At 71.8% G+C, this 24,704-nt stretch carries 22 protein-coding genes; 12 read left to right on the top strand and 10 right to left on the bottom strand.

The genetic code is table 11. From position 1 onward, the window contains the following. Positions 1–195 precede the first annotated feature (195 nt). Positions 196–1,683, top strand: a complete 1,488-nt coding sequence (locus tag OHS81_RS05930) for an amidase (protein WP_328383111.1) — start codon at positions 196–198, stop codon at positions 1,681–1,683. An 86-nt stretch (positions 1,684–1,769) separates the two neighbouring features. Here the strand turns inward: OHS81_RS05930 and OHS81_RS05925 are convergent, their stop codons facing one another. From OHS81_RS05925 to OHS81_RS05915, 3 genes are all read right to left on the bottom strand, one after another. Then, complete coding sequence (locus OHS81_RS05925; protein WP_328383110.1) at positions 1,770–2,324, bottom strand: isochorismatase family protein; 555 nt, start codon at positions 2,322–2,324, stop codon at positions 1,770–1,772. Positions 2,325–2,407: 83 nt separating this feature from the next. Then, positions 2,408–3,754, bottom strand: coding sequence for an MFS transporter (locus OHS81_RS05920; RefSeq protein ID WP_443058832.1), 1,347 nt, complete (start codon positions 3,752–3,754; stop codon positions 2,408–2,410). Between the two features lie 170 nt (positions 3,755–3,924). Beyond that, positions 3,925–4,356, bottom strand: a complete 432-nt coding sequence (locus tag OHS81_RS05915; protein WP_328383106.1) for a MarR family winged helix-turn-helix transcriptional regulator — start codon at positions 4,354–4,356, stop codon at positions 3,925–3,927. 168 nt (positions 4,357–4,524) lie between these two features. Between OHS81_RS05915 and OHS81_RS05910 the strand changes: the two genes are divergently transcribed. Both OHS81_RS05910 and OHS81_RS05905 read left to right on the top strand, forming a co-directional pair. After that, positions 4,525–5,367 carry a nitrilase-related carbon-nitrogen hydrolase gene (locus tag OHS81_RS05910; protein ID WP_328383104.1) on the top strand — a complete coding sequence of 281 codons (843 nt, stop codon included), beginning with the start codon at positions 4,525–4,527 and terminating at the stop codon, positions 5,365–5,367. Continuing rightward, on the top strand, positions 5,364–6,677 hold the full coding sequence (locus OHS81_RS05905; RefSeq protein WP_328383102.1) for an aspartate aminotransferase family protein: 1,314 nt from the start codon (positions 5,364–5,366) through the stop codon (positions 6,675–6,677). Before OHS81_RS05910 ends, OHS81_RS05905 begins: the two co-directional genes overlap by 4 nt. A gap of 96 nt (positions 6,678–6,773) precedes the next feature. Here OHS81_RS05905 and OHS81_RS05900 read toward each other — a convergent pair whose 3' ends face one another. Next, on the bottom strand, positions 6,774–7,658 hold the full coding sequence (locus tag OHS81_RS05900) for an ABC transporter substrate-binding protein (RefSeq protein ID WP_328383100.1): 885 nt from the start codon (positions 7,656–7,658) through the stop codon (positions 6,774–6,776). A gap of 366 nt (positions 7,659–8,024) precedes the next feature. On the opposite strand from OHS81_RS05900, the gene hydA reads away from it, so the two are divergent. The 3 genes from hydA (at position 8,025) to OHS81_RS05885 (ending at position 12,255) form a co-directional block, all read left to right on the top strand. Further along, positions 8,025–9,434 carry a dihydropyrimidinase gene (gene hydA, locus OHS81_RS05895; protein WP_328383098.1) on the top strand — a complete coding sequence of 470 codons (1,410 nt, stop codon included), beginning with the start codon at positions 8,025–8,027 and terminating at the stop codon, positions 9,432–9,434. A gap of 11 nt (positions 9,435–9,445) precedes the next feature. Then, positions 9,446–10,447 carry a TIGR03842 family LLM class F420-dependent oxidoreductase gene (locus OHS81_RS05890; RefSeq protein WP_328383097.1) on the top strand — a complete coding sequence of 334 codons (1,002 nt, stop codon included), beginning with the start codon at positions 9,446–9,448 and terminating at the stop codon, positions 10,445–10,447. Between the two features lie 188 nt (positions 10,448–10,635). Further along, positions 10,636–12,255, top strand: coding sequence for an NCS1 family nucleobase:cation symporter-1 (locus tag OHS81_RS05885; protein WP_328383096.1), 1,620 nt, complete (start codon positions 10,636–10,638; stop codon positions 12,253–12,255). A gap of 61 nt (positions 12,256–12,316) precedes the next feature. Here the strand turns inward: OHS81_RS05885 and OHS81_RS05880 are convergent, their stop codons facing one another. From OHS81_RS05880 to OHS81_RS05870, 3 genes are all read right to left on the bottom strand, one after another. Further along, entirely contained in the window at positions 12,317–13,054 is a 738-nt protein-coding gene (locus OHS81_RS05880) for a VOC family protein (RefSeq protein WP_328383094.1), read from the bottom strand. 154 nt (positions 13,055–13,208) lie between these two features. Beyond that, positions 13,209–13,418, bottom strand: coding sequence for a DUF397 domain-containing protein (locus OHS81_RS05875; RefSeq protein WP_328383092.1), 210 nt, complete (start codon positions 13,416–13,418; stop codon positions 13,209–13,211). Beyond that, positions 13,415–14,080 (bottom strand): DUF5753 domain-containing protein, encoded by a 666-nt coding sequence (locus OHS81_RS05870; protein WP_328383091.1) that lies wholly within the window; start codon positions 14,078–14,080, stop codon positions 13,415–13,417. The genes OHS81_RS05875 and OHS81_RS05870 overlap by 4 nt, the downstream gene beginning before the upstream one ends. 914 nt (positions 14,081–14,994) lie before the next feature. On the opposite strand from OHS81_RS05870, the gene OHS81_RS05865 reads away from it, so the two are divergent. Together OHS81_RS05865 and OHS81_RS05860 are read left to right on the top strand one after the other, a co-directional pair. Continuing rightward, complete coding sequence (locus tag OHS81_RS05865) at positions 14,995–15,153, top strand: hypothetical protein (RefSeq protein ID WP_328383089.1); 159 nt, start codon at positions 14,995–14,997, stop codon at positions 15,151–15,153. A 282-nt stretch (positions 15,154–15,435) separates the two neighbouring features. Further along, positions 15,436–16,611, top strand: coding sequence for a protein-L-isoaspartate(D-aspartate) O-methyltransferase (locus tag OHS81_RS05860; protein WP_328383088.1), 1,176 nt, complete (start codon positions 15,436–15,438; stop codon positions 16,609–16,611). Between the two features lie 69 nt (positions 16,612–16,680). Here the strand turns inward: OHS81_RS05860 and OHS81_RS05855 are convergent, their stop codons facing one another. Both OHS81_RS05855 and OHS81_RS05850 read right to left on the bottom strand, forming a co-directional pair. After that, a complete protein-coding gene (locus tag OHS81_RS05855) occupies positions 16,681–17,745 on the bottom strand; it encodes a lipoate--protein ligase family protein (protein ID WP_328383087.1) in 1,065 nt (354 codons plus the stop codon). Positions 17,746–17,971: 226 nt separating this feature from the next. Continuing rightward, positions 17,972–18,637, bottom strand: coding sequence for an alpha/beta hydrolase (locus OHS81_RS05850; protein WP_443058659.1), 666 nt, complete (start codon positions 18,635–18,637; stop codon positions 17,972–17,974). Between the two features lie 36 nt (positions 18,638–18,673). Here OHS81_RS05850 and OHS81_RS37350 point away from each other — a divergent pair, with 36 nt between their 5' ends. After that, a complete protein-coding gene (locus OHS81_RS37350) occupies positions 18,674–19,090 on the top strand; it encodes a hypothetical protein (protein WP_443058658.1) in 417 nt (138 codons plus the stop codon). A 170-nt stretch (positions 19,091–19,260) separates the two neighbouring features. Here OHS81_RS37350 and OHS81_RS05845 read toward each other — a convergent pair whose 3' ends face one another. Then, entirely contained in the window at positions 19,261–20,025 is a 765-nt protein-coding gene (locus OHS81_RS05845; RefSeq protein WP_328383085.1) for an SIR2 family NAD-dependent protein deacylase, read from the bottom strand. 253 nt (positions 20,026–20,278) lie between these two features. Between OHS81_RS05845 and OHS81_RS05840 the strand changes: the two genes are divergently transcribed. The 3 genes from OHS81_RS05840 to OHS81_RS05830 all read left to right on the top strand — a co-directional run bounded on the left by OHS81_RS05840 (position 20,279) and on the right by OHS81_RS05830 (position 24,685). Then, the gene (locus OHS81_RS05840) at positions 20,279–22,150 is read left to right on the top strand and encodes a gamma-glutamyltransferase family protein (protein ID WP_328383083.1); all 1,872 of its coding nucleotides are present in this window, start codon (positions 20,279–20,281) and stop codon (positions 22,148–22,150) included. A gap of 146 nt (positions 22,151–22,296) precedes the next feature. Further along, positions 22,297–23,223: an inositol monophosphatase family protein gene (locus OHS81_RS05835; protein ID WP_328383081.1), complete on the top strand. Its 927-nt coding sequence runs from the start codon at positions 22,297–22,299 to the stop codon at positions 23,221–23,223. Positions 23,224–23,263: 40 nt separating this feature from the next. Beyond that, positions 23,264–24,685: a phytoene desaturase family protein gene (locus OHS81_RS05830; RefSeq protein WP_328383079.1), complete on the top strand. Its 1,422-nt coding sequence runs from the start codon at positions 23,264–23,266 to the stop codon at positions 24,683–24,685. Positions 24,686–24,704: the final 19 nt, after the last annotated feature.

Raw genomic sequence — 24,704 nt, 5'->3', positions numbered from 1 at the left:
TCACGGTGTGCACCGCCCGTCGCGCCCCTGGTGCGTGACCGGGCGTCATACCGCCGGAACACGGCGGGCCGCTGTGTGCCGTCCGTGTGTCGTCGATGTGGCGCACCGCGCGGCATCGTTGATGGCCCTCGCCGTGACGATTAGCCTCCCTGGAACCGTTCGTTCGAATGAGCGGTTCCAGGGAGGGCGCGCAGCGTGAGCGTTGACGAGAGCCAGGACAGCGGGACCGGGCCGGCCCCGGCCCGGCGCATCGGTGTCACGGCCGGGGAGTGGGAAGGCCTCGCCGAGCAGGCGCGGGCGCTGGCCGAGGGGCGGGTGACCTCGACCGCGCTGGTACAGCGGTCGCTGGAACGCATCGAGGCCACCCAGGCCGGCGTCAACGCCTTCCGGCGGGTACGGGCCGAGGCGGCGATGGCGGAGGCCGCAGAGGCCGACCGCAGACTGGCGCACGGCGAGCGGCTGCCGTTGCTCGGGGTGCCGGTCGCCGTCAAGGACGACACCGATGTGGCGGGCGAACCCACCGCGTTCGGCTGCGCCGGCGAGTTCCCGCCCAAGGAGCGCGATGCCGAGGTCGTCCGGCGGCTGCGCGCGGCCGGGACGGTCATCGTCGGCAAGACCAACGCCTGCGAACTGGGACAGTGGCCGTTCACCGAGGGCCCGGCCTTCGGCAACACCTGCAACCCCTGGAACCTCGCCCACACCCCGGGCGGCTCCTCCGGCGGTTCGGCCGCCGCGGTCGCGGCCGGGCTGGTACCGGCCGCGCTCGGCACCGACGGCGCCGGTTCGGTCCGCATCCCCGCCGCCTGGACCCATCTCGTCGGCATCAAACCCCAGCGCGGCCGTATCTCCACCTGGCCGGACCCGGAGGCCTTCCAGGGCATCACCGGTATCGGACCGCTGGCCCGTACGGTCGAGGACGCGGCGTTGCTGCTGGACGTGGCCAGCGGCAACCACGACGGCGATCTGCACCGGCCGCCCGCCATCGCGGCGCGCGAGGCGGCCGGCCGCGACCCGGGCCGGCTGCGTATCGCGCTGTCGTGGAAGGCCGCCTTCACCTTCACCCCCAAGCCGCTGCACCCCGATGTCCGGGACGCGGTGACGGGCGTGGCCCGCACCCTGGCCCGGCTGGGGCACTTCGTGGAGGAGGCGGAGCCGGACTACGGGCTGGTCGGACTGGCCTTCGTCCCGCGCGCCACGGCCGGGGTGGGGGAGTGGGCGGGCCGGGTCCCCGACCCCGCCCTCCTGGACCGCCGTACGCGGGAGGCGGCACGGATGGGCCGGTTGCTCGGCGGGCCGGTACTGCGCCGGGCACGGGCCGTCGAGAGGCGTCAACAGCGCCGGATCGGCGCGCTGTTCGGCCCCTATGACGTCCTGCTGACGCCGACCACCGCCACCCCGCCCCCGCGGATCGGCACCCTTGCCAAGCTCAGCGGCTGGCGTACGGATCAGGCCATGATCGCCGCCTGCCCGTACGCCTGGCCGTGGAACGTCCTCGGCTGGCCGGGCGTGAGCGTCCCCGCCGGATTCAGCGCCGGCGGCCTGCCACTGGGCGCGCAACTGCTCGGCCCCGCCCACGGCGAGCCGCGCCTGATCTCGCTGGCCGCCCAGCTCCAGGACGATCTGCGCTGGCACGAGCGGCGGCCTGCGGAGCATCCGGCGTCGCTCGACGGCGTACGCCCCTGAGGCGCGCATCCCTGAGGCGCGGGGGCAAGCATCCCTGAGGCGTACCTGCCTGCGGTGTACGCCCCCGGGATGCTTGCCCCCGCGCCTCAGCCGAGGAGTCCGAGGATCGCCTCGGTCGTACCGGTCTCGCCCAGCCGCGGGAAGATCTTCTCCAGGCTGTTGCGGTGTGCGTCGGCGTCCAGGTCGGTCATCGCGTCGGTGGCGAGGGTGACGTGGTAGCCGTGCTCGTGCGCGGCGCGGGCGGTGGACTCCACGCCGATGCTGGTGGCGATGCCGGCGAGGACGACCTGGGTCACCCCCCGGCGGCGCAGCTCCCGATCCAGGTTCGTGCCGTGGAAGGCGCCCCACTGCTGCTTGGTGACGAGGATGTCGGCGGGCTGCCGGTCGAGCTCGGGGGCCAGCTCGGCCCAGTCGGCGGGCGGGCTGCCGGCGGGCCGCGCGGATTCCGTACGGCCCGGGGCGCCGCCCGTGACGTTCACCAGGACGACGGGCAGCCCGCGCGCACGGAACGCGGCGGCCAGCCGTGCGCCCCGTTCGACGACCTCGGTGGAGGGCACCGGTGCGCCGGGCAGGCCGGCGATGCCTTTCTGCAGGTCGATGAGGACCAGGGCGGTCGCGGTGTCGAGGGTGGTGGCGGGCATGGGTGCTCCTTGTGTGGTGAGGGGTGGTGGAGGTGTTGCGGGCGTGGCCGTCGCGGCGAGTGGCCGGTGCCCGATGGCCGGTTTCAGACGCCGCTCCCGGTGGCGCCGGGCCGCAGGCCGCGGTCGGCGAGGGTCAGGACGAGCAGCAGCAGGCCGAGCGCGATGCCGATCAGCGCGATCGCGTGCAGCCCGGAGTCCGAGGCGCGCTGCCCGTAGAGCAGCCCGATGAGGCCGGACGCGGTGATGGCGCCGAGGTACTGGGCGGTGCGCTGGAGCCCGGCGGCCGCGCCCACCCCGTCGGCCGGGGCCTGGGCGTAGACGGCGGCCTGATTGCCGGTGGCGGACAGGCCCTGCGGGATGCCGAAGAGCGCCCCGGCGCAGAGCAGCGCGACCAGCGGGCCGGTGCCCTGCAGCATGAGGAGGGCCGCGCTGCCCAGGGCGAGACAGGCCGCGGCGAGGGTCAGCGGGGCGCGGATGCCCTTCGTCCTGGCGCCCACGAGCGAGCAGACCGCGGCCGCCAGGGACATCGGCAGCAGGATCAGCCCGGCCTGGAAGGAGGAGGCGCCGTACGCCTGCTCCAGCCACTGGCTGAAGCCGTACAGCACGCAGTAGATGACGAGATAGGTCAGCCCCTGGCGGAGATAGGAACGCACCAGGGCACCGTGCCGGGCGAGCATCCGCAGATCGAGGAACGGCTCCGGATGCCGTAGCTGCCACCACACCAGGACGCCCGCGAGTACTCCGGCCGGCGCCAGGAGCAGCCACTGCGGGTCCGCCAGGCGCAGCAGGAAGACCATGGCGCAGGTGAGCGCCGCGGCGAACAGCGCGATGCCCAGCGGGTCGAGGGAACCGGAGGCGGGCCCGGCGCGGCCCGGCCGGGCGTCCTTCCGGTCCGCGGGGAGCCAGGCGAGCGCGCCGAACAGGGCGAGCAGCGCGAGCGGGACGTTGACCGCGAACACCGCACGCCAGCCCGCGGTCGCGGCGAGCAGTCCGCCGAGCGTGGGGCCGACGGCGGCGCTGCTCAGCGCGGCGAGCGAGAGCCGGCCGAGCACGCGACGGGGCGTGGGGCGCCCGGTCCGACGGGACTCGGCGCGCAGCACCGCCATCGCGGCGGGGTAGGCCGCCGCGGTGCCGATCCCGAGCACGACCCGGGAGACGATCAGCAGCGCGAAGGTGGGTGCGAGCGCCCCGATGACGCCCGCGGCACAGACGGTCAGCGCGCCGGCGACGAACACCCGGCGGGGCCCGACGCGGTCGGCGAGCCGCCCCATCGACGGCTGGCCCACCGCGCTGGCGAGGTACATCGCGGAGATGAGCCAGGCGGTGTCGGCGGCACCGACACGGAAGTCCCGGCCGATGGCCACCAGGGCGGTGGCGATCATCGTCGAGTTGATCGGGTTCAGCAGCGACCCGAGCAGGAGCGGCGCCATCAGCCGGGCGCCGAAGGCAGGACCGGGGCCGGCGGCCGCGCTGGAGCCGGTGGCCGGGCCGGGGCCGGTGGCCGCGCCGGGGGCTGCGGGCCCGGCTGGGGTGCCGGGCCCACCCGTGTCCTGCGGGGTTCCGGCATCCCCAGCGGCATTCATCCCGGCGTTCACGGCGTTCATTCCGGCATCAGCCGCCGTATCAGTGCGGTGGCCGACTCCAGGGTCTGCTGCTCCTCCGGGGTCAGCCGGTCGGCGATGGCCTCGGCCAGCCAGTTCTGCTTGGCCTGCCGTACGACGGCGAGCATCCGGCGGCCCTCCTCGGTGAGCGAGAAGACCACCTGCCGGCCGTCCGTCGGATGCGGGCTGCGGGCGAGGACGCCGCGCTCCTCCAGCGCCCCGACGGTCAGCCGCATCGACTGCGGGCGGACCAGCTCGGCGCGCGCCAGGGCGGCGATGGTGGCCTCGCCGTCGGTGTCGATCCGGCCGATCACCGCGCGCTGGGTCGGGGTGAGCTCCCCCTGCGGCGAGGCGGCGCGCAGATGTCGCATGAGCAGGGAGACGGTGGCGCCCAGCTCCGTCGCCAGGCGTTCCTGGTCCTTTTCCGGCATATCTCCAGCGTAAATATCGACAGGGAAACTTGCAAGTTTCCCTGTCGATATCCCGGACGCGCCATGCGGAGATGGTCTTGCCACGGTGCGTGACGGGGCTTACGGTCGCCTCCACACGCGTAGATCCCGCGCGGGCTGCAGGCTGACGCATCGACAAAGGAGCAGCTCATGGCCGATGTTGTGCGTGCCGCACTGGTCCAGGCGACCTGGACCGGCGACACCGAATCGATGATCGCGAAGCATGAGGAGTACGCCAGAGCGGCGGCCGCGCAGGGCGCGAAAGTGATCGGCTTCCAGGAAGTCTTCAACGCTCCGTACTTCTGCCAGGTCCAGGAGCCCGAGCACTACCGCTGGGCCGAGCCGGTGCCCGACGGGCCGACCGTACGGCGGATGCAGGACCTCGCCCGCGAGACCGGCATGGTCATCGTCGTCCCCGTCTTCGAGGTCGAGCAGTCCGGCTTCTACTACAACACCGCGGCCGTCATCGACGCCGACGGCACGGTCCTGGGCACCTACCGCAAGCACCACATCCCGCAGGTCAAGGGCTTCTGGGAGAAGTACTACTTCAAGCCGGGGAACGCCGGCTGGCCGGTCTTCGACACCGCCGTCGGCAAGATCGGCGTCTACATCTGCTACGACCGCCACTTCCCCGAGGGGTGGCGGCAGTTGGGCCTCAACGGCGCCCAGCTCGTCTACAACCCCTCCGCCACCTCCCGCGGTCTGTCCGCCTACCTCTGGCAGCTGGAACAGCCCGCGGCGGCCGTCGCCAACGAGTACTTCATCGCGGCGATCAACCGGGTCGGGGTCGAGGAGTACGGCGACAACGACTTCTACGGCACCAGCTACTTCGTCGACCCGCGCGGCCGGTTCGTCGGCGAGGTGGCCAGCGACTCCAAGGAGGAACTGGTCATCCGCGACCTCGACTTCGCCCTGATCGACGAGGTCCGCCAGCAGTGGGCGTTCTACCGCGACCGCCGCCCCGACGCGTACGACGGGCTGGTGCAGCCATGAGCCATGACCCCGCGAGCCTGCACGCCCGCCACCAGGCCGTCCTGCCCTCCTGGCTCAGCCTCTACTACGAGCGGCCCCTCGAACTCACCCACGGCGAGGGCCGCCACGTCTTCGACGCCGACGGCAACCGCTACCTCGACTTCTTCGGCGGCATCCTCACCACCATGACGGCCCATGCGCTGCCCGAGGTGACCAAGGCCGTCAGCGAGCAGGCCGGCCGCATCATCCACACCTCCACGCTCTACCTCTCCCGCCCCATGGTCGAGCTGGCGGAGCGGATCGTGGCGCTCTCCGGCATCCCCGATGCCCGGGTCTTCTTCACCACCTCCGGTACGGAGGCCAATGACGCGGCCCTGCTGCTGGCCACCACGCACCGCCGCTCCAACCAGATCCTGGCGATGCGCAACAGCTACCACGGCAGGTCGTTCTCCACCATCGGCATCACCGGCAACCAGAGCTGGTCCCCGACCAGCCTCTCGCCGCTGCAGACGCTCTATGTGCACGGCGGGGTACGCAGCCGCGGCCCGTACGCCGGGCTGAGCGACGACGCGTACATCGCCGCCTGCGTCGCCGACCTGGAGGACATGCTCCAGCAGACCGCGGGCGGCGTCGCCGCGCTGATCGCCGAACCGGTCCAGGGCGTCGGCGGGTTCACCATGCCGCCGGACGGCCTCTACGCCGCGTTCCGCGAGGTGCTCGCCCGGCACGGCATCCTCTGGATCAGCGACGAGGTGCAGACCGGCTGGGGCCGCACCGGCGACCACTTCTGGGGCTGGCAGGCGCACGACGGCAACGGCCCGCCCGACCTGCTCACCTTCGCCAAGGGCATCGGCAACGGCATGTCCGTCGGCGGGGTGGTGGCCCGCGCCGAGGTGATGAACTCGCTCTCCGCGAACTCCATCTCCACCTTCGGCGGCAGCCCCGTCACCATGGCCGCGGGCCTCGCCAACCTCAACTACCTCCTCGAACACGACCTCCAGGGCAACGCGCGGCGGGTCGGCGGCCTGCTCATCGAGCGGCTGCGGGCGGTCTCGGCCGGCGTCGGTCTCGTACGGGAGGTGCGCGGCCGCGGCCTGATGATCGGCATCGAACTGGTCCGGCCCGGCACCGACGAGCACTCGCCCGAGGCCGCCTCGCTGGTCGTGGAGGCCGCCAGGGAACGCGGTCTGCTGGTCGGCAAGGGCGGGCAGGGCAGCTCCTCGCTGCGGATCGCACCCCCGATGACACTGACGGTCGCCGAGGCGGAAGAGGGCGCGGAACTGCTCGCGGACGCGCTGCGGTCGGTGCAGGGGATGACGGACGCTTCGTAAGCCGACGCAACTGCGGCCGGGGCCGGGGCTTCGTGCCGGGCCGGGGCCTCGTGGAGAGCGATGCTCCCGCTCACCCGCGGTGCCCCCGGACCGGCCTCACTCCGTCCCGGCGAACTCGCGCACCGTGTCGGCCAGCAGGGTGAAGAACCGCGTGTGCGCGCGCCGGCTGCACGGGGCCTCCGGGTTCCACGGCAGCAGCCGGGCCCGGGCCTCGATCGCGCGCCAGTGCTCGTCGGCCCGCAGCTCCTGCGGCCGGGCGGCGTTGGCCCGTACGTCCCCGAGCACGATGTCCGGCTCCATCGCCGCGGCGTCCGCCCAGCCGACGGTGGACCAGTTCACCCCGGCGCCCGCGGCCGGCTCCAGCAGTCCGACGCCGTGTTCGGTCAGCGCCCGCAGATCCGGCCAGGAACTGGGCCGCGCCAGATGCACCCGCTCCGGCCCCGCGGGCGACAGCGCCAGCACCCGCGGCCGCACCGAGCCGCCGGTCGCCTGCCGCAGGGCGTCCTCCGCGGCGTCCAACTCGCGGGCGGCGCCGAGGGGTTCGCCCCGCCCCAGCGAACCGGCCAGCGCCGCGAACCGTTCACGCACCCCGGCCAGGCTCCGCCCCGGGCCCACCGCGACCGTGGCCACCGGGACATGCGCCTCCAGCTCCAGCGCGGTCTTCTGCTCCAGGCCGTAGACCTGCTCGCCGTCGTACGTCACGGCCACGACGAGGTCCGGCTCCGCCTCCAGCAGGGTGTCCGGGTGCAGCGCGCCGCCCGAACCCAGGTAGGGGATCTCCGCGAGCGGCAGCTCACCGCCCTTCGCGGGGTCGGGGGCGGCGCCGTCGTGCTGGGACCCGAAGAGCCCCACGGGGCGTATGCCGTGGTCCCACAGCGTCGCCCCCGCCTGTATGTACGCCACGATCCGCAACGGCCGGTCCCCGGCCACCGCAAGGCGCCCCCGGTCGTCGGAGAACTCCCACGGTGTGCTGTGCTCCATGCCCTCTCGCCTCTCTGCATCGTCCGCCAGGATGCTGTGGCGCTCGCGAGGATTGCCCGCCGGCGTCGGCGCATACCTGCCCAACGGGCCGCCCCCGCACCCCTCCGGCGGGTGCCGTGGCCGCCGCGCCCGGCCCCCGCGTTGAACCGTCCAGATGATCGTCGGCGCAACACGAACGTCTCCGCTGATTAACGGTCACGGTATTGCCACCGTGGGTGACATGCTTCTACGGTCTCCTTCTCGACCGCGATCTACGGGTGTAGACCGGTTGTGGCGTGGCGTCAGCGGAGCGGACCTGCCGAGGGGATGGTGCGCGTCGGCTCCGCCTTCCCGTGCCACCGATGTCGCTGGTGTGGAAGGAGCAGGATGGTGAGCCGTACGGTCGTCCGGGGCGGACTGGTGATCACAGCCGCCGACGAGATCCACGCCGATGTCCTGGTGGAGGACGGGCGGATCGCCGCCCTCGCCGCACACGGCAACCCCACCGCCGAGCGCTGGGCAGAGGCCGCGGACCGCATCCTCGACGCCACCGGCAGATATGTCATCCCGGGTGGCGTCGACGCCCACACCCACCTGGACTTCCCCTTCGGCGGAACCTTCTCCTCCGACACCTTCGAGACCGGGACCCGCGCCGCGGCCTGGGGCGGCACCACCACCCTCATCGACTTCGCGGTCCAGTCCCGTGGCAAGTCGCTCCGGGCCGGCCTGGACACCTGGCACGCCAAGTCCGACGCCCAGTGCGCCATCGACTACGCGTTCCACATGATCCTCTCGGACGTCAACGAGCACACCCTCAAGGAGATGGACCTCCTGGTGGCGGAGGGCGTCACCTCCTTCAAGCTGTTCACCGCCTACCCCGGCGTCTTCTACAGCGACGACGGACAGATCCTGCGCGCGATGCAGCGCTCCGCCGACAACGGCGGACTGGTGATGATGCACGCCGAGAACGGCATCGCCATCGACGTCCTGGTCGAACAGGCGCTGGCCGAGGGGAAGACCGACCCCCGCTACCACGGCGAGGTCCGCCGGGTGCTCCTGGAGGCCGAGGCCACCCACCGCACCATCCAGCTGGCGCGGGTGGCCGGCGCACCGCTCTACGTCGTCCATGTCTCCGCCGAGGAGGCCCTGGCCGAGATCGCCCAGGCCCGCGACAAGGGACTGAACGTCTTCGGCGAGACCTGCCCGCAGTATCTGTTCCTGTCCACCGACAATCTCGCCGAGCCGGACTTCGGGGGCGCCAAGTACGTCTGCTCCACGCCGCTGCGGCCCCGTGAGCACCAGGAAGCGCTGTGGCGCGGGCTGCGCACCAACGACCTCCAGGTGGTCTCCACGGACCACTGCCCCTTCTGCTTCCAGGGGCAGAAGGAGCTCGGCCGCGGCGACTTCTCCAAGATCCCCAACGGGCTGCCCGGTGTGGAGAACCGGATGGACCTCCTCCACCAGGCCGTCGTGGAGGGCCGGATCAGCCGCCGCCGCTGGATCGAGATCGCCTGCGCCACCCCGGCCCGGATGTTCGGCCTCTACCCGAAGAAGGGCACCATCGCCCCGGGCGCCGACGCCGACCTCGTCATCTACGACCCCGCCGCCCGCCAGACCATCTCGGCAAAGACCCACCACATGAACGTCGACTACTCGGCGTACGAGGGCAAACAGCTCACCGGTCAGGTCGAAACGGTCCTCTCACGGGGCGAACTCGTCATCGACAGGCGGGAGTTCACCGGCCGCGCGGGGCACGGCCAGTACATCCCGCGTGGCACCTGCCAGTACCTCATCTAAGGAGCGCCGCCGTGGACTTCGGAGTTGTTCTGCAGGCCGACCCGCCCTCCTCCGCCGTGGTGTCCCTGATGCGCCGTGCCGAGCGCAACGGCTTCCGCTACGGCTGGACCTTCGACTCGACCGTGCTGTGGCAGGAACCGTTCGTCCTCTACAGCCGCGTCCTGGAACACACCGAGCGGCTGATCGTCGGCCCGATGGTCACCAACCCCTCCACCCGCGCCCCCGAGGTCACCGCCTCCACCTTCGCCACCCTCAACGAGATGTACGGCAACCGCACCGTCTGCGGCATCGGCCGCGGCGACTCCGCGATGCGGGTGGCCGGGCGGCCGCCCAACACCCTGGCCCGGCTGGGCCAGGCGATCGGCGTCATCCGCGATCTCGCCGAGGGCCGGGAGGCCTACGTCGGCGACCACCGGATCAAGATCCCCTGGATCAAGGACGGCAAGCTCCCGGTGTGGATGGCCGCCTACGGGCCCAAGGCCCTCGCCATGGCCGGCGAACTGGCCGACGGCTTCATCCTCCAGCTGGCCGACCCCTTCCTCACCGAATGGATGATCAAGGCCGTACGGACCGCCGCGAAGGACGCCGGCCGCGACCCCGCCGACCTCACCATCTGTGTCGCCGCCCCCGCCTATGTGGGCGACGACCTGGACCACGCCCGCGAGCAGTGCCGCTGGTTCGGCGGCATGGTCGGCAACCACGTCGCCGACCTCGTCGAACGCTACGGCGAGCACTCCGGCATGGTGCCGGACGAGCTGACCGCCTACATCAAGTCCCGGGAGGGCTACGACTACGCGCACCACGGCCGGTCGGGCAACCCCGACGCGGGCTTTGTGTCGGACGCGGTCATCGACCGCTTCTGCCTGCTCGGCCCGGCCGCCGCGCACATCGAGAAGCTGCAACAGCTCCAGGCGCTGGGCGTGGACCAGTTCGCGCTCTACGCCATGCACGACGCCAAGGAATCCACCATCGACGCCTACGGAGCGGAGATCCTTCCCGCCTTCGCCGACTGAACGGCCGCCGGCACGAGGGGGTGCACCCCGCCGTCACTGAGGCGGCACCGGACGCCCCGGCGAGCACCGGGCGAGCGCCCCAGCGGCCGACGGCGGGGGTCACCCGCCGGCCGGGCGTCACGACCGATGACATGCCGCGCCGCCCGGCCACCACCCGGGCGGCCCGCATCCGGACGAAAGGCCCCTGCATGTCCGCGACCCCCTCACCCCTGCCGCCGGAACTCCCCATAACGCCCCCGGGCCGGCTCACCGCCCCGGACGGCCGCGTCGAACCCGCCCCGGGAGCCATCCCCGCACACGGCCGGTACGTCAACGCCGACCTGCGCCCCGTCCCGCTCTCCGAACGCCGCTGGACCACCTACAACTTCACCGCCCTGTGGATCGGGATGGCCCACAACATCCCCTCCTGGACCCTCGCCTCCGGCCTGGTCGCGCTCGGCATGGACTGGAAGCAGGCGGTCCTGACCATCGCGCTGGCGAACCTCGTCGTCCTCGTCCCGATGCTGCTCACCGGGCATGCGGGCCCGAAGTACGGCATTCCGTTCCCCGTCCTGGCACGGGCGTCGTTCGGGCTGCGCGGCGCCAATCTGCCCGCGCTGGTGCGGGCCGCCGTGGCCTGCTGCTGGTTCGGCATCCAGACCTGGATCGGCGGCCAGGGCATCTACGTCCTGCTGGGCAAGATCTTCGGCGGTGACTGGGCCAGGGCGACGTCCGTCGGCGGCTACCCCTGGACCCTCTGGCTCTGCTTCCTGGTGTTCTGGGCCGTCGAACTCGCCATCATCCACCGCGGCATGGAGACCCTGCGCCGCTTCGAGAACTGGGCCGCACCCTTCGTCCTGGTCGGCGCCCTGGCGCTGCTCGGATGGATGGCGGCCAAGGCGGGCGGGTTCGGCCCGCTGCTGGACCAGCCGAGCGCACTGGGCTGGGGCGAGCACTTCTGGCCGGTCTTCTTCCCGTCCCTCATGGGAATGATCGGCTTCTGGGCGACCCTGTCCCTCAACATCCCCGACTTCACCCGCTTCGGAGCCGGGCAGCGGGCCCAGGTCTGGGGACAGACCCTGGGCCTGCCGACCACGATGACGGCGTTCGCCCTGCTCTCCGTACTGGTCACCTCCGGCTCACAGGCGGTGTACGGGGCGCCGATCTGGGACCCGGTCGCGCTGGCCGGGAAGTCCGACAGCGTCTTCGGCTTGCTCTTCGCCCTGGTCACGGTCCTGATCGCGACGATCTCCGTGAACCTCGCCGCCAATGTCGTCTCACCCGCCTACGACCTGGCCCATCTGGCGCCGAAGTTCATCACCTTCCGCACGGGTGCGCTGATCACCGGCGTGGTAGGCGTGATCATCCTGCCGTGGAAGCTCACCGCCACCCCCGAGCTGTACATCTTCACCTGGCTCGGGGTGGTCGGCGGCCTGCTCGGCACCGTCGCCGGCATCCTCATCGCCGACTACTGGATCATCCGCCGTACCGTCCTCGACCTCGCCGACCTCTACCGACCCGGCGGCCGCTACTGGTACACGGCCGGCTGGAACTGGCGTGCCGTCCTCGCCTTCGCCGTCGGCGGCCTGCTGGCGGTGGGCGGCTCCTACTCCCAGCCCGGCAAGGGCCCCTTCCCCGCCCACGGTCTGATCCCGTTCCTCAAACCCCTGGCCGACTACGGCTGGGCGGTGGGCCTGGCCACCGCGCTGACGCTCTACACGCTGCTGATGGCCACGGGGTCCGGGCGGGCCGGCCGGACCGCCGGGCGGGCCGACCGGGCATCCGGGGGAGCCGCCCGAGCATCCGGAGGAGGCGCCCGGCCGGTCTGACCGCGGCCGTGCGACGGCGCGGTCAGCCGCACCGCCAGGAGAGCGCGGACGGAGTTCCGCGTCAGCCCCGGCCGAGGACGCAGAACTCGTTGCCCGCCGGGTCGGCCAGGACGACCCAGGAAACGTCACCCTGACCCACGTCGGCCCGTACCGCGCCGAGGCCTTCGAGCCGGGCGACCTCCCTCGCCTGATCATCGACGGGGTCGGACATCACGTCGAGATGGACGCGGCTCCATACGATCTCGTCGTCGGGCGTGCGGCGGAATTCCAGGTACGGCCCGACACCCTTGACGGAGCGCAGCAGGGCGCGGTCGTCGGTCAGCTCGTGGACAGTCCAGTCGATCGCCTCGCCCCAGAACCGGACCATGGCCCGTGGGTCGGCGCAGTCGACGACCACGGCGGCTATCGGCCCGGTGTCCCGGTAGAGCTCCCGGGGCTCCAGGACGCTGAACACGTTGCCTTCCGGGTCGGCCATCACCGTCCACGGCGCGTCGCCCCGGCCCGAATCGGCGGGTGTCGCCCCGAGCTCCGTCAGACGTGCGACCAACTCCGCCTGATGGGCGTCGGAGGTGGTGGCGAGCTCGATGTGCACGCGGCACTTCACCGACTCCGGGTCCGGGACGCGGACGAGATCGATGCAGACGGCGGACGGGTCCGGCCAGTCGAAGCCCACGGGTACCAGGTTGGTGACGCCGGGCCCTTCGCTGGAAACACCCCAGCCGAGCGCCTCCGCCCAGAACCGGCCGAGCGCCGAGTCGTCCCGGGCCTTGAAGTTCACCTGAACCAGTTGCAGCGTCATGCCGCATACCTTAGGTGCCGCCCATCGGGCAGGCATGCGAAATTCAGATGGAGATCATCCGGGACGTGTAGGCCACTCCGTGGCGAACGAGGGTGCACGTAGGCCCCCTCCTGGGCATCCAGGAGGGGGCCTACCGTGCTTCGGCGTGTACGCGCTACGCGGGGAATTCCCCTGCCTGCACACCGGTAACGAACGCTGACCACGCGGCCGGCTCGAACGTCAGGGCCGGTCCGTTGGGGTCCTTGCTGTCCCGGACGGGAACGGCGCCGTGGGCGCTTGCGTGCGCCGGGGACCACTCCACGCAGTCGCCACCGTCTTGGCTGCTGTAGCTGGACTTGACCCAAAGGTGAGTCAGGGGGGTCACGATGCCTCCAAAAGCTTGCGGATCATGCTGGCGGACGCGTCACGCGAGAGAGCTGAAGCGGTGAGTACATCGTAAGACCGTGCGAGGAGCCGCACCGTGGAGGGATCTTCGATGATCGTTCCCGATCTGATGCCCTCCGTGTAGATCACGGGCGGGCCTTCCGTGGTGGTCAGAACGGACATGGAACCGTCCATGAGCCCGTGAGTCTCCGCACTTAACGGCATCACCTGCAGCACGGTGGTTCGCCGGGAACCATGGACGAGCAATGCGGAGAGCTGTTCCCGCATCACGTCGGGGCCCCCGACGTTCCGCCGAAGCACGGACTCACAGATGACCACGGAGAAGTCCGGCGGGGAAGTGCCCTTCAGTACTTCCTGTCGCGCCATTCGCGCTCGTACCAGCGTGGCCACTTCGTCGTCACTGGCTCGCGGGTCACCCTCACGGAGAAGGGCTCGCGCGTACGACGCTGTCTGAAGCAGTCCAGGCACCACCGTGGGCGACCACGCCGAAATGCTGACCGCCTTTGGCTCCAGCTCAATACGCCGGCGGGAGTGCACCGGGAACGACTGGGCGGTGATCTCCTCGTAGAGCCGCTTGAACAGGCCGTCTGTGGCAAAGATCTGGTCCAACCGGGCGGGGAGGCCCGGCGGAATGGGGCCCACGCACGTCTCCACCCGGCTGATTGCGCTCTTTGATGTGTTGGCCAACTTGGCCAGTTGAGTCTGATTCAGGGGTCCTTGTGGGTGCAGCTCCCGGTGGCTCCGGCACTCTTCCGCGAACTGCCGGCGCGGGTCGTATGCGCCCTCTGCACTCCCTGTTTCGTCTCCGTTAGAGTCCATAACTCCCCCTGACCATTGACCTGGTCACTGACGGTCGTGGCGGCGTTTAGGCCGGTCAACGGCGTACGCATATGCCAGCGCGACCAACGCCCAGATCGGGCGCTGAATCGCTCCTCACAGTACCGATTCCTCCTCCACTCTTGTCACCAACTAGCCGCAGAGAGTGAGGAGTTCGGATGACTGAGCGAACAGCTTCAGCGTCCACCGACGTGGCGGACCCGTCGACGTCCCGTGGGGCCCGTACGCCCGTCCGAACCGTGAACTTCTCAAGCGGCACGTGGCCGGACTGGAGCGGATGCGCGATGAATCGGAGTGAGAACGGCCTGGCGGTTGTCGGCTCGAAGCTGGAGCCCGTCCCGGTCCCGGGATGCGACGTGTGCGAACCCTGCGGCCGGGATCGGGAGGCTGCCCGGCAGGCGGGCCGGTCACTGGAGGTCCGGTGCCTGAACGGCGTGATCGCGGGCCACCCCCACGGAAGGGAGGCACGGGCGTGACCAGCACGGAGGCGCCACCCGGGTTCTATACGTCGCCCAGACAGATCACGACGCGGGCACGGCTGCGGGGTATGCCGTGAGCTGCGTGAAGTGTGCCGATCTGGAACGGGAGTTGAAGGCGGCCGAAAGGGCCGGTGACCGGACCTGGGTCGTGGACTGTCGGGTCCTGCTCCGGCGCCATCCGCAACACGACGAAGTGCCCGTGGAGGCCACTGCGCGTGCCCGGAAGGGAGGCGGCAGGAAATGAGCAGACCGCTCGGTGCCCGTAAGCCGCGGGGCGACTTGAAGCCGACCAACGCCGTGGCGAAGGACAACCGGAACGCGGGCAAGCAACACGCGGAAAAGTCCGACCTGTTGGACCGGATGCGGGAGCGCATCCACGGCAAGCCGGACGCCGGCTAGCCCCGGACTCCGCCCCCTTGTCGGATGCCCATTCCGGCGTCCCCCGCGTCGTTGAGTGATCCCGGCATGGGGCGGGCAAGGCCCCGGGCGACTGTCCCACGGACAGCGGCAGTCGACGGGTAAACAATCACCGAGAGACACATGGAGGAGCAGTGATCATGATCCTTGCGACCGACGGTGGCGGCGACGGGCTCCCGGGTGAGCCGTACCCGGGCCCGCATCAGCCCCCGTCCCCCGACGGCGGACCGGGTCAGCCGAACCCGCCCAAGGTTGCCTGAACCGGTGACCACTGACGCACCACAGGAGCGCCCCGGCCTTGACGGGCTGGGGCGTGCCCTCATGTCTTCAGGGGCCCTTTCCTCCGACTGGGCACCCTCGTACGCGGCCGTTCCCCGCTCCACCGTGCTGCCGGACCTCATGTGGCCGTTCGACATGGAGGCGGGCCGGAGCGTGGCCGTGTCCAGAGTGGACGACCCCACCAGATGGCAGGAGTTCGCGGACTCCGACGTACCGATCGTGACGCAATGGGACGACGGGAAGCACACCGGTACCGAACCGGGACATGTGCCGACCAGCTCCGCGTCCATGCCTTCGGTCGTCTTCCGGATGCTCCAAGACCTGGACCTCCAGCCCGGCCACAATGCCCTGGAAATCGGCACCGCCACCACCTGGAACGCCTTGCTCATGGCCCACCGTGCGGGGCCGGGGTGCGTGACCACGGTGGAGGTGGACCGGGCGGTGGCCACGGCCGCCATGGCCACGGTGGAGCGGCTGGGCATCCCCGTTCACATCGTCCACGGTGACGGGTTCCGGGGCTGTCCGGAGGGGGCACCGTTCGACCGGGTCATCGCTACGTGCGGCCTGCGGTCCGTGCCGTTCGCATGGGTGGAGCAGTGCCGTCCCGGCGGGATCATCGTGGCCCCGTGGGGAACGCACTACAGCCACGCCGACGCGGTGGCCCGCCTGGTGGTCGCCCCGGACGGGGCAAGCGCGTCCGGCAGGTTCACCGGCCCCGTGGAGTTCATGAAGCTCCGCTCCCAACGGTTCGTCCCCCGGGCGCATTCCGAGTACGTCACGGGCAGCGTGGCCGATGGTGACGAGTCGTCCACGACGGTCACCGAAGCGGAGTTCGCCGGGGAGCAATTCGGCCCGGAGCGCTTCGCCATGGGTCTCCGCGTCCCTCAGTGCTCGTACGTCGAGGCGGAGAAGCGCGACGGCGCACAGCCGGTCTGGTTCTACAGCCTCAGTGACCGGTCCTGGGCCTGTTGCCTGTTCCGCGACGGGAAGGCGGCGCGCGTCTGGCAGTCCGGCCCCCGCCGGTTGTGGGACGAAGCGGAGGCCGCGTTCCGGTGGTGGGAGGGCCATGGTCGCCCGGCCCCCTCACGCTTCGGTCTGACCGTGACCGCCAGGGGCGAAAGGGTGTGGCTGGACGACCCGGCCCACTCCTGGACGCTCTGAGAGACCGGCCCCGTCCGTGCGTGACCCCGTGGCGCATGGGCGGGGCCTTTGCCACGACAGCCGGGCCGGTCAGGGGATGCGTGCGGTCCACGCGGCATCCTCGAACTTGGTCCGGACGAGCTCCCGGGCGCGGGCCATCTCCCCCTCGGTGACCTCCCCGCGGGTGAGGCCGTAGCGGGAGCGGAAGGAGTCGATCATCTTCGCGATGACGGCTTCGCGGGGCAGGCCGGTCTGGCGGCGCAGCGGGTCGACGCGTTTCCTGGCGCTCCTGGTGCCTTTGTCGGACAGCTTCTCCTTACCGATGCGCAGCACGTCGAGCATCTTGTCGGCGTCGATGTCGTAGGACATGGTCACGTGGTGCAGGACCGCACCGGGCCCGCCGCCCGGCCCGACCATGCGCTTCTGCGCGGCGCCCGCGACCTTGCCGATCTCGGTGGCGATGTCGTTGAGCGGCTGATACCACGCCTTGATGCCCATGTCGCCGAGTGCGGTGAGGACCCAGTCGTCGAGGTAGGCATAGCTGTCGGCGAAGGACAGGCCGGACACCAGCGCCTCGGGGACGGCGAGGGAGTAGGTGATGGTGCTCTGCGGCTCCGCGAACATCGCGCCGCCACCGGAGATCCGGCGTACGACGGTGACGCCGTGGCGGGCGATGCCGTCGGGGTCGACTTCATTGCGAAGGGACTGGAAGCTGCCGATGATGACGGCGGGCGAGTCCCATTCCCAGACCCGGAGGGTGGGCGGGCGCCGGCCGGAAGCCACCTGCGTCGTGATGACCTCGTCGAGCGCCATGTGGAGGGCCGGTGGCTGGGGCGCTTCGTGGATGAGCTGCCAGTCGTAGTCGCTCCAGTCCGTGGCCTGGGCCAGGGCACGGCGTACGGCGATGGCGACGCTTTCGCCGGTGAAGCCGAACAGTACGGCCGACGGGGGCAGCGCGGCGTTGATCCGGGCGGTGAGGCCGGCGGTGTCCGTGTCGGCCGGGGCGCCTTCCAGCGCGTCGTCGATCTGCAGGATGGCCTCGTCCGGTTCGAGGAAGAAGTCACCCGCGACCCGCACGTTCTTGAGCCGCCCCTCGTCGACGCAGAGGTCCACGACCACGAGCTTGCCCCCGGGGACCTTGTACTCACCGTGCACTGTGCTACCTCCGGGCCGGCAGACGATTCGTCAGCGGCCGCGATGTGCGGCCTCGTTCACGCTACTGAACTTGGCGGGGTGATGCCGGGCGACCTGTGGCAGTCGAACCGCCCCGGGGTCTTGAACGGTCCTCGGAGCGGGTATGGCCCCGGCCGCCGGGCAGAGGAACGGCGAGTCCGGGGCCCGGGGTGCACAACCCTGGTCCGCAAGAGACCGTCTGCCGGCTTCAGTCTTCCGGCGTGTGTGCCGTGCCCCTGGTGCGGATGTGCTGGCGGAGAAAGAGAGCGGCGCGGTCCAGTGCTTCGTCGGCCTCGTCCAGGGCGCCGGCGAACGCCTGGAAGACATGGGGAACGTCAGCGGTGATGTCGAGGATGACGTCGACTCCGGCTTCCCTCGCACGCGTGGCCATGCGTGTGGAGTCGTCCAGGAGTATTTCGTTGGTGCCCGCCTGCAGGAGCATCGGGGGGAAGCCGGTCAGATCGGCCAGGGGCGCCGGGCTGAGCAGGGGCTGGTGCGGGTCCTCTCCCGCCAGGTACAGGGCCCCGGTGTGTTCCAGGCCTGCACGCGTGAAGAACGGGTCGATGCCCGCCTTGGTGTCCATGCTCTCGCCTGTCCGGGTCATGTCGAGTCCGGGGGAGAGCGCCACGATCGCGGCGGGCATGGGCAGGCCCGCGTCGCGGGCCGAGAGGCACGTGGTGACGGTGAGGCCGCCACCGGCGGAGTCCCCGACGAACGCGATCGCCGAGGGGGCCTCGCCGCTGTCGAGAAGTGCGCGGTAGGCGCTCAGCCCGTCTTCGATCGAGGCCGGGAACGGGTGCTCAGGGGCAAGGCGGTAGTCCAGCGAGAACGCTCTGAACCCTGTTTTGGCCACCAGGTTCCCGGTCAGTGACATCGCCGTCTCCGGTGAACCGACCACGTAGGAGCCGCCGTGAAAGTAGAGGATCGTCCCGGCCTGCGGAGCGCCGGCGGGCTCGACGAGCGCTGCGGGCCGGTCGCCGAGAGTCGCAGCCCGGGTGCGGATCCCGGCCGGGACGATCATTTCGGCCATCATCGCCCTGAACCCGGCACGGAGCTCCTCCACCGATCGAGGGCCCTCGGGCCGGGGCCGCCGGACCCTTGCGTCGTCATACGGCGAACCAACCCGTCGGATCGTCGCTCGTCACTGCTGGAGCTGACCGACGACGGCCGGCAACTCGTCGCGGCGGCGGAGGCGACCTTCACGGAAACGCTGGCCGAGCTGACCGCAGACCTCCTCGGCGGCCCCTCGGGGCTGGCCGCCGTACAGGTCCTTTCAGAGCTGCGCTCCGTGCTCGAACGCGACCAGATCGGCCTGCCCACGGGCTGACCGTCATGCGCATCCAAGGCGACTGCCCGTCGGCCCTGCGATCGGCCTTTGTCGCGAGGGTGAATCCCGCAGATCGATCAGGACTCGATACGCGCCCTGGTCGGCAGTTGACGTGATCTGCCCGGCAGTTGAGCTTCGGTCGGGGGTGGAACGGCGGCGGAGCGCGAGACTCAGACGCTCTCCTCCAGCCCCGCCAGGAGCCTCGGCAGTGCGCTGCCGATCGGTTCGCGGATCACCTCGGCGGCGAGTTCGTCGTACGGCGTCGGCTCGGCGTTGACGATGATGAGACGCGCGCCGTGCTCCGCGGCCACCCCGGCGAGCGAGGCCGCCGGCTGTACCTGGAGCGTCGTGCCGACCGCGAAGAAGATCTCCGCCGCCTTCGCCACGCCCAGCGCCGTACCGAGCACCTGCGGGTCCAGCCGCTCCCCGAACATCACGGTCGCCGACTTCAGGATCCCGCCGCACACCAGACACGGCGGATCGGGCTCGCCCGCGGCCACCCGCGCCAGGGCTTCCTGCATCGACGACCGGGCGTGACAGCGGGTGCAGGCCACGGTCCGCACGGTGCCGTGCAGTTCGAGCACCTTGCGCTCGGGCATTCCGGCGAGCTGATGCAGCCCGTCCACGTTCTGCGTGATGACACGTACCGGCGTACCGGAGCGTTCCAGCCGGGTCACCGCTGCGTGCGCGGCATTCGGCTCGGCCCGGAACGCCGGACTCTCCTGACGCATCCGCCACGACCGCCGCCGGATTTCCGGATCGGCCATGTACGTGTCGTACGTGACGAGCTTCTCCGCTTCGGGGTCCCGCCGCCACAGCCCGTTCGGCCCGCGGTAGTCGGGGATCCCGGAGTCGGTGGAGACGCCCGCCCCGGTGAGGATCGCCACGAGCGGGCGGCCGGTCGGCTGGTCGGGGGACACATCGGTGCCGGTCATGAGGCCGAGGGTACGCAGCGGGGCGGGACGGGGCGAAGAGGTTTCGGCCGGGGGAGCCATGGCGGGCGGGAGCCGTGGCCGTGCGGTACGTGGTCCGCGGTCGGTGCGGAGACGAGGGCCTGCCGCCGTCCGTCCCGGGGCGCCCCGGGACGGATGGGCTGCCCGCATCCTGGGCAGCAACCCCCGGGAGGGCGTCGGCAGCCGGGCCGACGGCCCCCTGCCGCACGTCCCCGCACGGACCGGAGGAGCCCCCGTGTTCACCACCCGCCCGACCCTCCAAGGCACCTTCGGCATGGCCTCCACCACGCACTGGCTGGCGTCCCAGTCCGCGATGGCCGTCCTGGAGGACGGCGGCAACGCCTATGACGCGGCGGTGGCCGCCGGGTTCGTGCTGCACGTGGTGGAGCCGCATCTGAACGGTCCGGCGGGCGAGGTGCCGGTCATTCTGGCGCCCGCCGGCGGGCCCGTGCAGGTGCTGTGCGGACAGGGTCCGGCGCCGGCCGGCGCGAGCGTGCGGCACTACACCTCGCTCGGCCTCGACCTGGTGCCCGGTACCGGGCCGCTGGCCGCCGCGGTCCCCGGGGCGTTCGACGCCTGGATGCTGCTGCTGCGCGATCACGGCAGCAAGTCCCTGGCCGAGGTGCTGCGGTATGCCATCGGCTACGCCGAGCACGGCCATCCTGCCGTCGAGCGGATCGGTGAGACCGTCGAGACGGTCCGGGCGCTCTTCGAGACGGAGTGGATCTCGTCCGCGGAGATCTACCTCCCGGGCGGCCGGTCCGTCGCTCCCGGCGGGCTGCTCAGGAACCGGCCGTTGGCGGCCACCTGGCGCCGGCTGCTCGCGGAGGCGCAGGCCGCGTCGGCGGGCCGTGAGGCGCAGATCGAGGCCGCCCGCCGCATCTGGCGCGAAGGCTTCATCGGCGAGGCGCTGGCCGGCTTCGCGGCCCGCCCCGCCATGGACACTTCCGGCGAGCGCCACGCGGGCACCCTCACCGGCGACGACCTGGCCGCCTTCTCCGCCACCTACGAGGCGCCCGTCACCCACGACTGGAACGGCTGGACCGTCGCCAAGGCGGGCGGCTGGTCCCAGGGCCCCGCCTTTCTCCAGCAACTCGCCCTGCTGCCGGACGAGTTGCCCGCGTACGGCAGCGCCGAGTACGTGCATCTGCTCATCGAGGGCGGCAAACTGGCGATGGCGGACCGCGAGGCCTGGTACGGCGACGCCGACGAGGTGCCGCTCGACGCCCTGCTGAGCAACGGCTACAACGCCGCCCGCCGGGCCCTCGTCGGCGAGCGCGCCTCGTACGAGCTGCGGCCCGGCAGCCCGGACGGCCGCACCCCACGGCTGAGCAAGCACGCGGTGGCGGCAGCGGCGGGCGTGGACGACTGCGACGCGAGGGGTGTCTCCGGCAGCGGCGCCGGTGAGCCGACCGTCGCACGCGGCCCGGCGGCACAGGCACCGGCCCCGACCGGCCGTGTACCGGCGGATGTCGCCCCCGAGACCGACCGGAACGGCGCCACCCGGGGCGACACCTGCCATATCGATGTCGTCGACCGCTGGGGAAACCTGGTCTCCGCCACCCCGTCCGGCGGCTGGCTGCAGTCCAGCCCCGTCGTCCCGGCGCTCGGCTTCCCGCTCGGCACCCGGCTGCAGATGGCCTGGCTGGAGGAGGGGCTGCCCAACTCGCTCACCCCCGGGCGCCGCCCCCGCACCACCCTCTCCCCGTCCCTCGCGCTGCGCGACGGGGTCCCGGTGATGGCCTTCGGCACGCCCGGCGGCGATCAGCAGGACCAGTGGCAGGTCCACTTCTTCCTGGCCGTGGCGCTGCGCGGGGCGGTCCGCGGCGGCCTCGATCTGCAGGGTGCCGTGGACGCCCCGAACTGGCACCACGACTCCTTCCCCGGATCCTTCTTCCCGCGCGGGATGCGGCCGGGGAGCGTGACCGTGGAGTCCCGCATCGGCGACGGGGTCATCGACGGGCTGCGCCGGCGTGGGCATCTCGTCACGGTGGGTGAGGCCTGGTCCGAGGGGCGGCTGTGCGCGGTGGCGCGGGACCCGGAGACCGGGGTGCTGTCGGCGGCGGCGAATCCGCGGGGGATGCAGGGGTACGCGGTCGGGCGCTGAGGGGCTGAGGGGCTGAGGGGCTGAGGGGCTGGGGGGCTGAGGGGCTGGGGGCTGGGGTACCCGCCCCCCCAGCCGTGCCCGCCGTGGCGTCCGGAATTCACCTGGAGTCCAGCCGTCGTGTCAGTGGCTCGTGTTTCGATGGAGACATGATCGAAGCACTTCGTACCCACGATTCGGGAGAGAACGCGATTACCCCGACCGACACCACCCCGCCCGCCGCGGCCCCGGCCACCGCCCAGGAGGAGCCCTCGCTCGACCTGTCGGCGCTGGACCTGGCCGCTGTCGAGGCCGCCGTCCGCCGTGCCGCGGCCGACGAGATCATGCCCCGCTTCCGGCAGCTCGCCGCCGAGGACATCGTCGAGAAGAACGGTCCGCACGATCTCGTCACGGTCGCCGACCGGCTCGCCGAGGAGCACCTCACCGCCGCGCTCACGGCCCTGCTGCCCGGTTCCGTGGTGGTCGGCGAGGAGGCTGTGCACGCCGACCCGAGCGTGCTCGACGCGCTGCACGGCGACGCCCCCGTCTGGATCGTCGACCCGGTCGACGGCACCCGCCAGTTCGTCCACGGCGACCCCGGCTTCGCCACGCTCGTCGCGCTCGCCCACCGGGGCGAGGTGCTGGCCTCGTGGACGTACGCCCCCGCGCTCGGCCTGATGGCCGTCGCCCGTCGCGGCGCCGGTGCCCATCTGAACGGCGAACCGCTCCGGGCCGGCAGCCCCTCGTCCGGTGCGGTCCTCGATGTCGCCACGTCCCACTTCGACTTCACCACCGACGAGGAGAAGCGGGTGCTCGCCACCCTGGAGACCGGTGGCATCGCCCCGCGCCCCTGTGGCTCGGCGGGCCTGGAGTATCTGCACGTCGCCCGCGGTGAGATCGACGCCACGGCCTTCAGCTGGGAAAATGTCTGGGATCACGCGGCCGGGCTGCTGCTGGTCCATGAGGCGGGCGGCGCGAGCGGCACGGTCGCCGGGCGGCCGTTCCGTATTGAAGGCGGCAATGCGCTGCCCTTCACCGCGGCGCGGGACACCGCGACGGCGCGGCGTATCCTCGGACTGCTGGCAGCCGCCAACTGACCCTCACCGACGAGGGTCGGACTTGAGGGGAGTGGCGCAGGTGCCGAGGATGCTCGATGCCGTGGTGATCGGGGCGGGGCCCAACGGCCTGACGGCGGCGGTCGAACTCGCCCGCCGCGGTATGTCCGTGGAGGTCTTCGAAGCCTGCGACACCATCGGCGGCGGCGCCCGCACCGAGGAGCTGACCCTCCCCGGCTTCCGCCACGACCCCTGCTCGGCGGTGCACCCCACCGGCGCCGGCTCACCCGCCTTCCGCACCATGCCGCTGGACCGCTACGGCCTCGAATGGCTGCACGCCGACCTCCCCATGGCGCACCCCTTCCCGGACGGCACGGCCGCCGTGCTCGGCCACTCCGTCGGCGAGACCGCCATGTCCTTCGGACCACGCGACGCCGGCACCTACCGCAGGCTCGTCGAACCCTTCACCGGCAAGTGGGAGTCGATGGCCCATGACTTCCTGCGCACGCAGTGGCTGGGGCTGCCGCAGGACCCGCTGACCTACGCCCGCTTCGGCCTGGTCGCGGCGCAGCCGGTCACCCTCCTGAGCCGCCGCTTCCAGGACGAGAAGGCCCGTGCCCTGATGGCCGGGCTCGCGGCGCACGCCAACGCCCCGCTCGGCGGCTTCGGGACCTCCGGCATGGCCCTGATGTTCGCGCTCGCCGCACACGCCAAGGGCTGGCCGGTGGCGCGCGGCGGCTCCCAGGCCATCTCCGACGCGCTCGCCGGTCTGCTGCGCGCCCACGGCGGCGTGGTGCACACCGACTTCGAGGTCAAACGCCTCGACGACCTGCCGCCGGCCCGTGCCTATGTCTTCGACACCGCCCCGACCGCGCTCGCCCGGATCGCGGGCCTGGGCAACGCCTACCGCGACGTGAAGTACGGCCCCAGCGTCTTCAAGGTCGACTACGCCCTCTCGGCCCCGGTGCCGTGGACGGCCGAGGAGGCCCGCCGCGCCGGCACCGTCCACATCGGCCCCACCAGCGGCGAGATCTCCGCCGCGCTGAACGCCGCCACCGAGGGCCGGGCGCCCTCCGTCCCCTTCCTGATCACCGCTCAGCCCAGCCTGATCGACCCCACCCGCGCCCCCGAGGGCAAGCACACCTTCTGGGCGTACGGCCATGTCCCCCACGGCTGGGAAGGCGACGCCACGGACGTCGTCGAGCGGCAGATCGAGCGCTTCGCCCCCGGCTTCCGCGACCTCGTCCTGGCCCGTGCGGTCGCCGGCCCGCCCCAACTCGCCGCTCGTAACGCCAATTACGTCGGCGGCGACACCGCCACCGGCTCCGCGGCCGGCCTGCGGCTGCTGATCCGCCCCAAGCTCGCCCGCGTCCCCTACGAAACCGCCCACCCCGCCGTCTTCCTCTGCTCCCAGGCCACCCCGCCCGGCCCCGGAGTCCACGGCATGTCCGGCCACTACGCCGCCAAGGCGGTCTGGCGCCGCCTGCGCGCGCACCGCCGCTGAATCCAGGTGGCCGCACGGT

Origin of the sequence: Streptomyces sp. NBC_00400 (assembly GCF_036048035.1) — a bacterium.
Classification (GTDB): Bacteria; Actinomycetota; Actinomycetes; order Streptomycetales; family Streptomycetaceae; genus Streptomyces.
The sequence above is the reverse complement of the archived record's forward strand: the minus strand, read 5'-3'. Positions and strand labels throughout refer to the sequence as shown.